11 protein-coding genes are annotated in these 13,014 nt (G+C 71.2%); 9 read left to right on the top strand and 2 right to left on the bottom strand.

Annotated elements, in window-relative coordinates; all coding sequences use genetic code 11:
* Positions 1-215: 215 nt before the first annotated feature.
* The 6 genes from KOI35_RS39210 to KOI35_RS39185 all read left to right on the top strand — a co-directional run bounded on the left by KOI35_RS39210 (position 216) and on the right by KOI35_RS39185 (position 7,503).
* On the top strand, positions 216-3,101 hold the full coding sequence (locus KOI35_RS39210; RefSeq protein ID WP_215794324.1) for a sensor histidine kinase: 2,886 nt from the start codon (positions 216-218) through the stop codon (positions 3,099-3,101).
* Positions 3,102-3,524, top strand: a complete 423-nt coding sequence (locus KOI35_RS39205) for a roadblock/LC7 domain-containing protein (RefSeq protein WP_215794322.1) — start codon at positions 3,102-3,104, stop codon at positions 3,522-3,524.
* A complete protein-coding gene (locus KOI35_RS39200; protein ID WP_215794320.1) occupies positions 3,514-3,897 on the top strand; it encodes a DUF742 domain-containing protein in 384 nt (127 codons plus the stop codon). The genes KOI35_RS39205 and KOI35_RS39200 overlap by 11 nt, the downstream gene beginning before the upstream one ends.
* Positions 3,878-4,477 carry a GTP-binding protein gene (locus KOI35_RS39195; protein ID WP_215794318.1) on the top strand — a complete coding sequence of 200 codons (600 nt, stop codon included), beginning with the start codon at positions 3,878-3,880 and terminating at the stop codon, positions 4,475-4,477. Before KOI35_RS39200 ends, KOI35_RS39195 begins: the two co-directional genes overlap by 20 nt.
* Positions 4,478-4,504: 27 nt before the next feature.
* Positions 4,505-5,554: a lactonase family protein gene (locus KOI35_RS39190; protein WP_215794316.1), complete on the top strand. Its 1,050-nt coding sequence runs from the start codon at positions 4,505-4,507 to the stop codon at positions 5,552-5,554.
* Between the two features lie 239 nt (positions 5,555-5,793).
* On the top strand, positions 5,794-7,503 hold the full coding sequence (locus KOI35_RS39185) for a VWA domain-containing protein (protein WP_215794314.1): 1,710 nt from the start codon (positions 5,794-5,796) through the stop codon (positions 7,501-7,503).
* Between the two features lie 54 nt (positions 7,504-7,557).
* On the opposite strand, the gene KOI35_RS39180 is transcribed toward KOI35_RS39185, so the two are convergent.
* Complete coding sequence (locus KOI35_RS39180; RefSeq protein ID WP_215794312.1) at positions 7,558-8,691, bottom strand: PP2C family protein-serine/threonine phosphatase; 1,134 nt, start codon at positions 8,689-8,691, stop codon at positions 7,558-7,560.
* 50 nt (positions 8,692-8,741) lie between these two features.
* On the opposite strand from KOI35_RS39180, the gene KOI35_RS39175 reads away from it, so the two are divergent.
* On the top strand, positions 8,742-9,224 hold the full coding sequence (locus tag KOI35_RS39175) for a MarR family winged helix-turn-helix transcriptional regulator (protein ID WP_215794309.1): 483 nt from the start codon (positions 8,742-8,744) through the stop codon (positions 9,222-9,224).
* Here KOI35_RS39175 and KOI35_RS39170 read toward each other — a convergent pair.
* The gene (locus tag KOI35_RS39170) at positions 9,212-10,309 is read right to left on the bottom strand and encodes an ROK family protein (RefSeq protein WP_215794643.1); all 1,098 of its coding nucleotides are present in this window, start codon (positions 10,307-10,309) and stop codon (positions 9,212-9,214) included. The two genes, KOI35_RS39175 and KOI35_RS39170, sit on opposite strands and share 13 nt — an antisense overlap.
* 89 nt (positions 10,310-10,398) lie before the next feature.
* On the opposite strand from KOI35_RS39170, the gene xylA reads away from it, so the two are divergent.
* Positions 10,399-11,586, top strand: coding sequence for a xylose isomerase (gene xylA / locus KOI35_RS39165; protein WP_215794307.1), 1,188 nt, complete (start codon positions 10,399-10,401; stop codon positions 11,584-11,586).
* Positions 11,587-11,605: 19 nt separating this feature from the next.
* Positions 11,606-13,006, top strand: coding sequence for a xylulokinase (gene xylB / locus KOI35_RS39160; protein ID WP_215794305.1), 1,401 nt, complete (start codon positions 11,606-11,608; stop codon positions 13,004-13,006).
* The last annotated feature ends 8 nt before the right edge of the window (positions 13,007-13,014 follow it).

The raw sequence follows: 13,014 nt of genomic DNA, 5'->3' as shown, positions 1-13,014 counted from the left end.
GGTCGTCAATCCCCTTCGTCGGGTTCGGTTTCGCCCGATCCCTCCTGTCGGTAGGTAACCGCCTGGTCACAGTGTCATGAGGACGACTGGGTCAGACATGCCAATCTCGATGGCTAAAAAGGACTTAAACGCTTTTTTGGGTACGCCGCCCTGGTGGCTCGCCATGAAGTCTTTACGTATTCTCCCGAGGGCGTACGCCAGAAGAGCGGAGCCTGATGAAGAAGCGTTACTGGTCGATCCGTTCGAAGATCATCGTGTTGGTCGCCGTCCCGTTGACGGCGCTGCTGGCACTGTGGCTCTTCGCGACGGCGCTCACCGCCGGTCCGGCGTTCAACCTGCTGTCCGCCCGCACGGTGCTGGACAACGTCGGCAACCCCGGCATCGAGCTGGTCGGCCAGCTGCAGCGCGAGCGCCTGTTCAGCGTGGAATATCTCGCCGCCACCGGCCCGCCCTCGCAGGCCCTGCTCGACCAGCGCAGCGAGACCGACAAGTCGCTGGCCAACTTCCGCAAGCTGGCCGAGGGCGACGCCGCGCGCGGTGCCACCAGCGACACGCTGCGCGGCCGGATCGACGGGTTCCTGACCCAGCTGGCCAGCCTGACCGGCAACCGCGGCCACATCGACCGCCGCGCGATGGACGTGATCGGTGCGCAGAACCTCTTCAACAACGTGATCGCCTCCGGCTTCCAGACCTTCGGGGCCACCGCCACCTTCAACGACCAGCAGATCGACGGCGAGCTGCGCGCGCTCACCACGGTCGGGCAGGGTCAGGAGTACCTGTCCCGGGTCGACGCCCTGGTCGGCGGCGCGACCGCCGCGGGCCGGTTCACCCCCGAGATCCGCGGTGAGCTCATCCAGGACGTGGGCACCGCCCGCTTCCTGCTGCAGCGCGGCGTCGAAGACATGGCCGCCAACGACCGGCTCGCCTACAACGAGCTGAGCAGCGGCATCGCCTTCGACCGGATGGACAGCCTGCTCACCCAGCTCGTGCAGCAGAGCCGGGACGGCTCGGCCACCCCGGTCAGCAGCGCCGAGTTCCGTCCGGCCTACGTGGCCGTGGCCCAGGAGCTGCGGGCCTTCGAGGTACGGGCGACCGACGCGCTGACCGACCGGGCCCGCCCGGTCGCCGAGCGGGTGCTGATCCGCCTCGGTCTGGCCGCCATCGTCGGCCTGGCCGCGCTGGCCTTCTCGCTCTATCTGTCGGTGCGGGTCGGCCGCTCGATCGTCGGCCGGCTGCGCCGCCTGCACGGCGAGGCCCGTGAGATGGCGGCCGAGCGACTGCCCACGGTGGTCCGCCGGCTCCAGCGGGGCGAGAGTGTCGACGTCGAGGTCGAGACCCCGCCGCTGGAGTACGGCCGCGACGAGATCGGCCAGCTCGGGCACGCGTTCAACGACGTGCAGCGCACGGCTCTGCAGTCCGCCGTCGAAGAGGCGAGCGTCCGCCGCGGCCTCAACGAGGTGTTCCTCAACATCGCCCGGCGCAGCCAGACCCTGCTCCACCGCCAGCTCGCGCTGCTCGACAAGATGGAGCGCCGCGAGACCGATCCGCAGGAGCTCGAGGACCTCTACCGGGTCGACCACCTGGCCACCCGCATGCGCCGCCACGCCGAAGACCTGGTCATCCTGGCCGGCGCCGCGCCCGGCCGGGGCTGGCGCAACCCGGTCCCGGTGATCGACGTCGTCCGCGGCGCGATCAGCGAGGTCGAGGACTACAAGCGCATCGACATCCGCTCGGTCGAGTCGGCGTCGGTGCTCGGCCGCGCGGTCGGTGACGTCATCCACCTGCTGGCCGAGCTGCTCGAGAACGCCGCGTCGTTCTCCCCGCCGCAGACCCGGGTGCAGGTCACCGGCCAGGTGCTGCCGCACGGCTACGGGGTCGAGATCGAGGACCGCGGTCTCGGCATGACCTCGGAGGCGATCGAGGAGGCGAACCGCCGCCTGGTCGAGCCGCCCGAGTTCGACCCGACCGACAGTGCCCGGCTCGGCCTGTTCGTGGTGGCCCAGCTGGCCAACCGGCACGGCATCAAGGTGTCGCTGCGCCCGTCCGCGTTCGGCGGCGTCACCGCGATCGTGCTGGTCCCGGCCGATCTGATCATCTCGGCGACGCCGGCCGCGGCGCTGCCCGCGGGCGGGTCCACGGGGGAGCGCCCGCTCGTCGGCTCGGGCAGCGACGACCCGTCGCGCCGCTCGCTGGCCGCGTTGCAGTGGCAGGGCGGCGAAGAGCTCCGGCAGGTCACCGCGTCCGGTCACCCGATCATCGAGGGCACCGCTTTGCCCGGCCCGGAGAGTCACCAGCCGGTGCGTGGCATGGTGACCGGCGGGCATCACCGGGCCCCGGGCGGGCCGTCGCCCAGCTCGGTCGCCGACGGCCTGAACACCGACGGCCTGGTGCAGCGCCGGCGGGTGCGCCGCCCGGTCGACCTCGGATCGGCCACGGCCGACGCCGACCTCGCGGCCGTCAACGCCGAGCTGCAGGCCCGGAACGCGCCGCGCGCCGTCCCCCGCAACTCCGGCCCAGCCATGCCGACAGCGCCGACGGTGCAGGCCATGCCGTCGGCGCCGGCCATGCCGGAGCCGCTGGCCGCGCCGACCGGCGCGCCGGTCCCGGCCGCCCCGGGGGAGACCACTGAGGACGGTCTGCCCCGCCGCCGGCGCCAGGCCAACCTGGTGCCCCAGCTGCGCCGCCCGGCCGGCGAGGCACCGGCCGAGCCCGAGCCTCAGCTGCGGTCGCCCGAGCAGGTGCGCAGCATCATGAGCGCCCTCCAGTCCGGCACCACCCGGGGCCGCCTGGACGCCGACCGCTACCTGACCGAGGTGACGCCGAGTAATGGGTCGGCCGCTGGTGGCGAAGGCAACGATGGTGGTGAACGTCACTCAGGGCCAAAAAACGCATCTGAAGATCGGTCTAATGGGGATGACACGGGCAATGGCGTGGGACGGAGCGGCGCATCCTTTGCGGATGCGGCTACCGTCAGTTTCCCGGCGATCGTGAACCTGGCGCTCGCGGAGGAAAGGCAGGGCGGGGATGATCGGGACGCGGGGGGAAGCCGTGCCGACGACTCCGGGGGCAGAGACGTGATCAGGCCGGAAAAGGACGCATAAGTGACACAGACGACGAACCAGCGCGCGCAGCTCACCTGGCTCCTCGACGATCTGGTGGAGCGGGTGCCGACGGCGCAGCAGGCGGTCGTGCTCTCCGCCGACGGCCTGCTGATGGGGGCCTCGGCCGGGCTGCACCGCGAGGACGCCGAGCACCTGTCGGCGATGGCGGCCGGCTTCCAGAGCCTGGCCAAGGGGGCGAGCCGGCACTTCCGGGCCGGCGCCGTGCGCCAGACCGTGGTCGAGATGGAGTCCGCCTTCCTGTTCGTCACGGCCGCCGGTCAGGGTGCGTGCCTGGCCGTGCTGGCCTCGGCCGACGCCGACCTCGGCCTGATCGCGTACGAGATGGCCATGCTCGTCACCCGCGTCGGTCAGAGCATGAGTGCCCCCGGGCGCTCGTCGGTGATGCCCTCCGATGCCGGCTGACCTTCCCCGGGCGCACGACTGGCTCGACCACGACGCCGGCCCGGTGGTGCGCCCCTACGCGATGACCCAGGGCCGGGTGGCTCCCGAGGGTGGCGAGTTCGATCTCGTCGCCTTCGTGGTCGCCACCGCGGGGGAAGACCCGGCCGGCGCCGCCCTGCAGCCCGAGCATCACGCGATCGTCGCCGCCTCGTGGGAGCCGATCTCGGTCGTCGAACTCGCGTCGGCTCTCGACCTCTCCATCGGAGTCGTCCGGGTTCTGCTGGGTGATCTACGCTCGGCAGGACTCATCTCGCTGTACGAACCCCCGGCGGCGTCCCAGCCGCACGATGTCGACGTACTCAAGGCGGTTGTCAATGGACTCCGTGCGCTCTGATCGCAACGGCGCCTCGTCGCGCATCCCGGTCGCGCTCAAGATCCTGATCGCCGGAGGCTTCGGCGCCGGCAAGACCACGATGGTGGGCTCGGTCAGCGAGATCCGCCCGCTGCAGACCGAAGAGGTGCTCACCGGCGTCGAGGGTGCCGACGACACCGGTGGCGTCGAGGGCAAGACCACGACGACCGTGACCATGGACTTCGGTCGCATCACGATCACCGAAGACCTGCAGCTCTACCTGTTCGGCACCCCGGGGCAAGACAGGTTCTGGTTCCTGTGGGACGAGTTGTCCCAGGGCGCCCTCGGTGCCGTCGTGCTGGCCGACACCCGCCGGCTGGCCGACTGTTTCCCCTCGATCGACTACTTCGAGCAGCGCGGCACGCCGTTCGTCGTCGCGGTCAACTGCTTCGAGTCCGAGCAGCGCTTCGGGGCCGACGCGGTGAGCCGCGCGCTCGACCTCGACCCGGGGGTGCCGGTCGTGCTGTTCGACGCCCGCGAGCCGCACGGGGCCCGCAACGTGCTGATCGAGCTGGTGGAATACGTGGCCCGCCGTCAACTGGCCTCCGCCGCGTCCCGCTGACCCACCGCGGTGTGATGGGATCACACCATGGGAGCGCAGGATGATTTCGTCTTCGTCGGCGGCTACACGGCGGACAAGGGTGGCGACCGTGAGGGCATCACGCTGCTGCGGCGGGAGCCGTCGAGCGGGGAGCTGACGTCGCTGGGGCTCGTGGTCGACACGCCGTCGCCCTCGTTCCTCGCCCGGCACCCTCGCCTGCCCGTCCTCTACTGGGTCAACGAGCTCGACCCGGAGGGCGCCATCAACGCGTTCACGGTCGACGGCGACGGTTCGCTCTCGCCGCTGACGACCCGGCTGACCGGCGGCAGCGACCCGGCCCACCTCGCGGTCACCGACGACGGGCGGCACCTGCTCGTGGCCAACTACGGCACCGGCTCGGTCGCCGTCTTCCCGCTCGACGCCGAGGGTGAGCCCGGCGACCGCAGCGATCTGCTCACGCTCGAGGGCAGTGGCCCGGTGGCCGACCGTCAGGCCGGTCCGCACGCCCACATGGTCTTTCCCGTACGCGACGAGGTGCTGATCGCCGACCTGGGCTCCGACAAGGTGTGGCGGGCCCGCCTCGACCCGGCCTCGGGACGCCTGACGCTGCTGGGAGCAGCCGTCGAGGCTCAGCCCGGCACGGGCCCCCGCCACATCCGCTTCTCGCCCGACGGCGCGCTGTTCGTGGTCGGCGAGCTGAGCGGCACGCTGTCGTGGTGGCGCCCCGGTGCCGAGGGGTCCTTGAAGCAGGTCGGCGAGGCCGCGACCACCACGGCCGGGGGCGAGAACTATCCGTCCGAGATCGTCGTGCGCCCCGACGGCCGTTTCGTCTATGTCGCGAACCGCGGCCCCAACACGATCGCCACCTTCGCCTGGGACGGTGACGACGCCGTGCTGGTCGCCGAGACACCTGCCGGGGGTGACTGGCCACGCCACATGATCCTGGCCGGGGATCACCTCTACGTAACCAACCAGCGATCACAGAGCGTGACTACTCTGCGGGTCGACCCGGAAACCGGAGTGCCCGCCGAGCAATCGACGACGGCCGAGCCGACGCCGACCGCTTTGTTGCGCTGGAATGTCGTCGGAGGCAGGTAGCGCGCGGAGTGGCATAGACGGCGGTCGCGGTCGGCCCGGGCACAAATCCGGCGGGAATCGCCACTGATCGAGATGGCGCCATCACACGTGGTGACGCATGATGCCAAGAATTCCAATCCGAGTAACTTTCGCCCGAACGTATATGGCATTCGGGTTCTGTGATGCGCACTATAGAGCGCGTGTCTGGCCGCCATCGTAGAAACTTCAATCTAAGAGGAGCGGGCATCGTCGGAGCTGCGATGGCAATAGTCGTCGTAGTGGCGGGGTCCTACTTCGGATATCAGCAGCTCGCCGACGACGGATGCTCCGGTTCCATCCGGCTGACCGTCGCCGCCACCCCCGAGATCGCACCCGCGGTCGACCAGGTGGCGCAACGCTGGGTACAGGACGGTGCCAACGTCAACGGCACCTGTGTCGCCGTCGCCGTCGAAGACGTGAACTCTTCGACCATGGCCGGCGCCGTGGCCGGTGAGCACAAGGTCGTCCTGGCCGGTGTCGGAACGGCACCCGAGGCGGTCAAGGTGCCGGATCTCTGGATCCCCGACTCCTCGACCTGGATCCTGCGCCTCAAGTCCGAGGCGCCCGGCTTCGTGCCCTCCGACGGCAAGCCGATCGCGCAGAGCCCGGTCGTCCTCGCCATGCCCGAACCGGTCGCCAAGAGCGTCGGCTGGCCCACCCAGCAGTTGGGCTGGACCCAGCTGCTCAAGATGATGAAAGAGAACGCCAACCTCCGGACCGGCATCACCAACCCGCAGCGCGACGCCACCGGGTTGTCCGGTCTGCTGGCGCTCGGGCAGGCCGCCGGCGCCGGCGCGAACGGTCAGGCGGCCCGGGTCCAGGCCCTCAACGCGCTCGCCCAGGGTGCGTCCCAGACGCGTGACGCCGTGATCGAGTCGTTCCCGCGCTCGCTCGACCCGAACGACATCGGTGCGGCCCTCAGCGCCGCACCCGTCTCGGAGCAGAACGTGGTCGCCTACAACGCGGCCAAGCCGCCGGTGCCGCTGGCCGCGCTCTACCTCGAGCCGAGCCCGATGCCGCTCGACTACCCGTTCGCGGTGATGCCCGAGACCGACCTGCCCAAGCAGCAGGCGGCCGCGGGTCTGCGGGCCCAGCTCTCCAGCGCCACGTTCAAGAACGCGCTCGGCGCGGCCGGTCTGCGCTCGCCCGACGGTTCGTTCGGCGCCGGCTTCGCCCGTCCGCTCGGCTCGCCCGACGCCTCCCCGCCGGCCAGCAACTCGGTCGGCGGCAACGGTGAGAACGGCGGCACGGCGGCGGCCGGTCTCGACGCCAGCGCGCTGAGCCAGGTGATCGGCAGCTGGACCGCCATCACCCAGCCCGGCCGGGTGCTCGCGGTCTTCGACGTCTCCGGCTCGATGAACACCAAGGTGCCGACGGCGAAGAACCAGACCCGGGCCGCCGTGACCCGGGGCGCGGCCGCCGCCGGTCTGCAGATGTTCAACGACAAGTGGGCCGTCGGCGTGTGGTTGTTCTCGACCGAGATGAACGGCAGCAAGCCCTGGAAGGAGATCGTGCCGATCAAGCCGCTGGCCACGGCCCGGTCCGAGCTCCAGGCCTCGATCAGCGAGATCGTGCCGAAGAAGGACGGCGACACCGGCCTCTACGACACCGTGCTCGACGCCTACAAGAACGTGAAGGCGAACTGGCAGGGCGGCAAGGTCAACTCGGTCATCCTGTTCACCGACGGCAAGAACGAGAACGACAGCGGCATCAAGCTGCCGTTCCTGGTCAGTGAGCTGAAGCGGCTGAACGACCCGAAGGAGCCGATCCGTCTGGTCATCATCGGCATCGGTGACCAGGTCGACCAGAACGAGCTCCAGACGATCGTCAAGGCGACGCCCGCGGGTGGTGTCTTCGTCACCAAGGACCCGGCCCGCATGAGCGAGATCTTCGTCGAGGCCATCGGCCGGCGCACCGGAGCCGGCAGCTAGGTTCCTTTTCCCGTACGCCGTGAGGGCCGTCACCCGCAATGGGTGGCGGCCCTTTCAGTTCTGCAGCCCGGTCCAGTCCAGGCACACCGCGACCGCGTCGTCCTCGAGCTCGGCGTCCCCGATGAACACCCGCAGGTCGCCCAGCAGCGACCGCACGGCCTGCAGCGGCGCCAGCGACCCGGCCCGCCGCACGAAGCGGGCCAGCGCCGCGTCCCCGTACCGCCCGCTGGCGGCCACCGCGTCGTGCACCCCGTCGCTGACCAGCATCAGCCGGTCGCCCGGTTCGAGCTGGAAGCGCTGCACCTGATAGTCGGTCTCCTCGAACATGCCGAGCGGGAACTCCGCGCTCATCCGCTGGTCGTAGACCCGGCCGTCGCGCAGCAGCAACAACCGGGGCGCGCCGGCGTCGATCGCCTGCACCTCACCCGTGGTCAGGTCGAGTTCGAGCAGCAGGGCCGACACGTGCGTCGCGCCCCGGTGCTCGGCGAAGACCGCCTGATCGGCCAGCGCGGCCTGGTCGGCCAGCCCGATCCCGGCCCGCCGGGCGTTGCGCAGGGCGAAGGTGGCCAGCGAGGTGAGCAGCGCCGCCGCCACCCCTTCGCCCATGCCGTTGAGCACGCTCAGCGAGAGCCGGCCGTCCTGGTCGGCCCAGTCGAAGCTGTCCCCGCGTACGGCATAGGAAGGTTCCAGCTGCCCGGCCAGCCCGAACGACGGGCGGATCCGGCTGCGCGCGGGCAGCAGCTCCCACTGCATCTCGGCGGCCAGCGTGAGCCGCCGGGTGCGGGCGATCGCCTGGTAGCGGTCGGTGCCGTCACCGGCGGCCTCCAGCTCGTGGGCCAGTGCGGTGGCGATCTCGGCCAGCTCCGCCACCACGGCGGGGTCCTCCGGAGCCGGCGAGCACGCCAGCACCCCGATCCGCTCCCCGCGCAGGGTCACCGGCAAAAAGATCTCGGCGCCGTCGTGCACTTCGGACTGGTGGTCGAAACAGCGCCAGGCGGGGTCGCCGGGACGGGTCCGATCGTCGCCCCCGAAGACCGGCACGAGGGCCGCCAGACGGTAGTCGACCAGGTAGAACTCCGTTCGGGTGACCCCGTACTCCTTGGCCAGTCCCTCGGCCAGGCGTTCCGGCACGGCGTCCGCGGCGGCCTCGGTGAGGATCCGCCGAACCGTCAGTAGCCTGTCGATCAATGACGACCTCCTCGAACAGACACGGACGTACGAGTAGTCTCTGCTGCACCATGGCTGTTCACCATGGTCCGGACGGGCCTGACCCCCTGCATGCCGCGGCGATCGACGACGCCGCGAAAGCCTTGCTGCTCGCGTGGGATGTCGCGCGCGAGCAGGCGACGCCGCGGATGTCCTCGGTGCAGCTCAACGCGCTGCTCGCGGTCGAGCGGTCGGAGGGCATCAATCTGGGTGGCCTGGCCGCCGAACTGGGCATGCTGCTTTCGTCGGCCAGCCGGCTGTGCGACCGGCTGGTCGCCTCGGGCATGGTCGAGCGGGTGCCGGGCCGGGCCGACCGGCGCGAGATCGCGCTCTATCTCACGCCCGCGTCGCGCACCCTGCTCGGCGAGTTGCGGCGGATCCGGCGTCGCGCGCTCACCGGCGTACTGGAAAAGATGTCTTCTTCCGGCCGGGCCGCGCTGCTGCGGGGACTGACCGAGTTCGCCGCCGCGGCCGCCGACGAGAACGGCGGGTCGGCGACGGCTCAGACCGCCTGAGCCAGCCATCCGGCCGGGTCCTCCCGCACACCGCGGATCACCACGTCGGCGGCGCCCCGCATGGCCGCGTCCGAGCCCAGGCCGGCCGCCCGGAGCGTGACCGGGGCCAGCCCGGCCGTCAGCACGCGTCGGTGCAGCTCGGCCTCGATCCCGGACCGGAGCCGGGCGAACTCCGGTGCGTAGCCGCCGCCCAGCACGATCACCCCGAGGTCGAGCAGGTTGACGACTGCCGACAGCGCGATGCCGAGCGCGGCCGCGGCCAGGTCGGGGTCGGCCGCGACCGCCTCCTGGCCCGCGTACTGCTCGAGGCAGCCGCTGGATCCGCACCGGCACGGCCGACCGTCGGGATAGACGGTGACGTGCCCGATCTCGCCGCTCCAGCCGCGGCCGCCGCGATAGAGCTCGCCGTCGAGCACGATGCCGGCGCCGATGCCGATCTCGCCCGAGACGTAGAGAAAGGTGGGCTCGGCGCCGTCCGCCCGAAGCTCGCCCAGCGCGGCCAGGTTGGCCTCGTTGTCGACGGTGACCGGCAGTCCGGCCATCTCCGGGACCCGGACGTCGAGCCAGCCCAGGTTGGGCGCGACCCGCACGAGATCGCCCGGTGCGACCAGACCGGGCACGGCCAGCGCGGCTCCGGCGAGAACCAGCCCGTCGGCCTCGGCGGTGGCGCGGGCCTGCGTGGCCAGGTCGTCCAGCGCGGCCAGAGCGTCCGCGGGGGAGAGCAGCCGCTGGTCGCCCCGCGCCACGAAGCGGTGCCGCACCGCGCCGGTCAGGTCGACCACGCAGGCGGCCTGGTAGTCGACGTTGATCTCGAGGCCGAGCCCGGCCGGGCCGTCGGGCGAGAGCGCCAGCCCGGCGGCGGGACGGCCGGCGCCGGTGCGGGGAGCGGGGTCGAGCTCGGCCAGCAGCCCGCCCGCGACGAGGTCGTCGACCAGCGCCGAGACGGTGGCCCGGGTCAGCCCGGTGGCGGCGGCGATGGCCGCCCGCGATGGCCGGTTTGCGCTGTTCGCCACTGTCTGCAACACGAGCGCGAGATTGTGGGCTCGCACGCTCGATTGCCGGACGGGGGCCCGGGAAGCATTCATCAGGCGGCCGCTCACGGCCTTGACAATGCCACATCGCCGCCAAATAATTCAACCAATAAACAAATCCGATCTGTTGCGTGGAGGTAACCGTGTCGGTCCAACCCACCCGTGAAGACAAGTTCTCGTTCGGCCTGTGGACCATCGGGTGGCAGGCCCAGGACGCGTTCGGCTCGGCCACCCGGCCGGTGCTCGACCCGGTCGAGGCGGTGCACAAGCTGGCCGAGCTCGGCGCGTACGGCCTGACCTTCCACGACGACGACCTCGTGCCGTTCGGCTCCGACGCCCAGACCCGCGACGGCATCGTCGCCGGCTTCAAGAAGGCGCTCGACGAGACCGGCATCGTCATCCCGATGGTCACCACCAACACGTTCAGCCACCCGGTGTTCAAGGACGGCGCGTTCACCAGCAACGACCGCTCGGTCCGGCGCTACGCGCTGCGCAAGGTGCTGCGTCAGGTCGACTTCGCGGCCGAGCTGGGCGCCAAGACCTTCGTGCTCTGGGGCGGCCGTGAGGGCGCCGAGTACGACGCGGCCAAGGACATCAACGCCGCCCTCGACCGTTACCGCGAGGGCCTCAACCTGGTCGCGCAGTACTCCGAGGACAAGGGCTACGGCCTGCGCTTCGCCATCGAGCCCAAGCCGAACGAGCCCCGCGGTGACATCCTGCTGCCGACCCTCGGCCACGCCATCGCGTTCACCTACGAGCTCGAGCGCCCCGAGCTGTTCGGCATCAACCCCGAGGTCGGCCACGAGCAGATGTCCAACCTCAACTTCACCCAGGGCATCGCCCAGGCCCTGTGGCAGAAGAAGCTCTTCCACATCGACCTCAACGGCCAGCACAGTGTGAAGTTCGACCAGGACCTGGTCTTCGGCCACGGCGACCTGCTCAACGCGTTCTCACTGGTCGATCTGCTGGAGAACGGCCCGATCGGCGGCGGACCCACGTACGACGGCCCCCGCCACTTCGACTACAAGCCGTCCCGCACCGAAGACATCAACGGCGTCTGGGACTCGGCCGCCGCCAACATGCGGATGTACCTGCTGCTCAAGGAGCGCGCGCAGGAGTTCCGGGCCTCGGCCGCCGTGCAGGAGGCGCTCGCGCACAGCAAGGTCGCCGAGCTGTCCCAGCCCACCCTGAACGCGGGCGAGACCTACGCCGACCTCCTGAACGACAAGAGCGCCTGGGAGGACTACGACGTCGACGCCGTCGGTGCCCAGGGATACGGTTTCGTGAAGCTCCACCAGCTCATGATCGACCACGTTCTCCGCGCCAACTGACGCTGTCGTAAGGGAAGACATGACTCTCGTAGCCGGGATCGACAGTTCCACCCAGTCCTGCAAGGTGGTCATCCGCGACGCGGAGACCGGCAAGCTGGTCCGCCAGGGCCGCGCGAGCCATCCGGACGGCACCGAGGTGCACCCGGACGCCTGGTGGGCCGCTCTGCAGCAGGCGATCGACCAGGCCGGCGGCCTGGACGACGTGGCCGCGGCCTCGGTGGCCGGGCAGCAGCACGGCATGGTGGTGCTGGACGAGAACGGCGACGTGGTCCGCCCGGCGCTGCTGTGGAACGACACCCGCAGCGCCGGCGCGGCCGCCGACCTGATCGCCGAGCTCGGCGGCGGCGACAAGTGGGCCGACGCGGTCGGCATCGTGCCGGTCGCCAGCTTCACCCTGACCAAGCTGCGCTGGCTGGCCCGGCACGAACCATCGAACGCCGCGAAGGTCGCCTCGGTCTGCCTGCCGCACGACTGGCTGACCTGGAAGCTCTCCGGGTCGACCGACATCAGCACGATCAAGACCGACCGCAGCGACGCCAGCGGCACGCTCTACTGGTCCGCGCGCACCGGCGAATACCGCCCCGACCTGCTCGAGCTCGGCTTCGGCCGGGTCATCGGAGTACCCGAGGTGCTCGGCCCGACCGGCATCGCCGGCCATCTGCCCAACGGCGCCCCGCTCGGCCCCGGCGCCGGCGACAACGCGGCGGCCGCCTTCGGCACGGGTGCGGGGACGGGCGACGTCATCGTCTCGATCGGCACGTCGGGCACGGTCTTCGCCTCGTCCGACGTCTCGCCCAACGACCCGACCGGCACGGTGGCCGGGTTCGCCGACACCACCGGCCGCTACCTGCCGATCGTCGTGACGCTGAACGCCGCCCGCGTGCTCGACGCGGCGACCCGGCTGCTCGGCGTCGACCACGACGAGTTGTCCCGGCTCGCGCTGAGCGCCCCGGCCGGTGCCGACGGGCTGGTCCTGATCCCCTATCTCGAGGGCGAGCGCACGCCCAACCGGCCCGACGCCACCGGGGCGATCCACGGGCTGACCCTGAAGACCTCCGACCCGGCCCACCTGGCCCGGGCCGCCGTCGAGGGCATGCTGTGCGCGCTCGCCGACGGGCTGGACGCGCTGGTCGCGAACGGCGCCGCGGCCAACCGCATCGTGCTGGTCGGTGGCGGTGCCCGCAGCGAGGCCGTCCGCCGCATCGCGCCCGAGCTGTTCGGGCTGCCGGTGCTGGTGCCGCCGCCCGGTGAGTACGTGGCCGACGGCGCCGCCCGGCAGGCCGCGTGGGTCACGGCCGGTGGCGCGGAACCGCCGGTGTGGACGGCCGAGCAGCCGGAGACGTACGAGGCCACCGCCGCCCCGATCATCCGCGAGCAGTACGCCGCCGCCCGAGACGCGGTGATCGACCGTCCCCGCTAACCTTTGCG

It is taken from the genome of Paractinoplanes bogorensis (genome assembly GCF_018829635.1).
Taxonomy (GTDB): Bacteria; Actinomycetota; Actinomycetes; order Mycobacteriales; family Micromonosporaceae; genus Actinoplanes; species Actinoplanes bogorensis.
The sequence above is the reverse complement of the archived record's forward strand: the minus strand, read 5'-3'. Positions and strand labels throughout refer to the sequence as shown.